General features: G+C 62.3%; 1 protein-coding gene. It reads left to right on the plus strand.

All coding sequences use genetic code 11. The annotated features are described in order from the left end of the window. Positions 1-239 (plus strand): DUF2079 domain-containing protein (locus tag GFD25_RS11980; RefSeq protein WP_163233126.1); only part of this gene is annotated, 239 nt, incomplete at both ends.

A 239-nucleotide genomic window follows, 5' to 3' on the forward strand; every position in this document is an offset into this window, starting at 1 on the left:
TTTCCATCCTTTGCTCGTGCTGATCGCGCCCTTGTATTGGATTTGGCCGGATCCCCGGATGCTCGGCATCGCGATGGCCCTGCTGATCGTGGCGTCGGCTCCGGCGATCTATCTTTTCGCCCGGAAGCGGTTCTCCGGTCTGGCCGCATTGCTGGCCACCGCGGCGTACTTGCTCTGGTGGCCGTTCCAACAGCTGGTGATTTTCGACTTCCACGAGGTCACGCTGGCGATCCCGCTGG

The organism is Bifidobacterium aerophilum, from assembly GCF_010667685.1.
GTDB lineage: Bacteria > Actinomycetota > Actinomycetes > Actinomycetales > Bifidobacteriaceae > Bifidobacterium > Bifidobacterium aerophilum.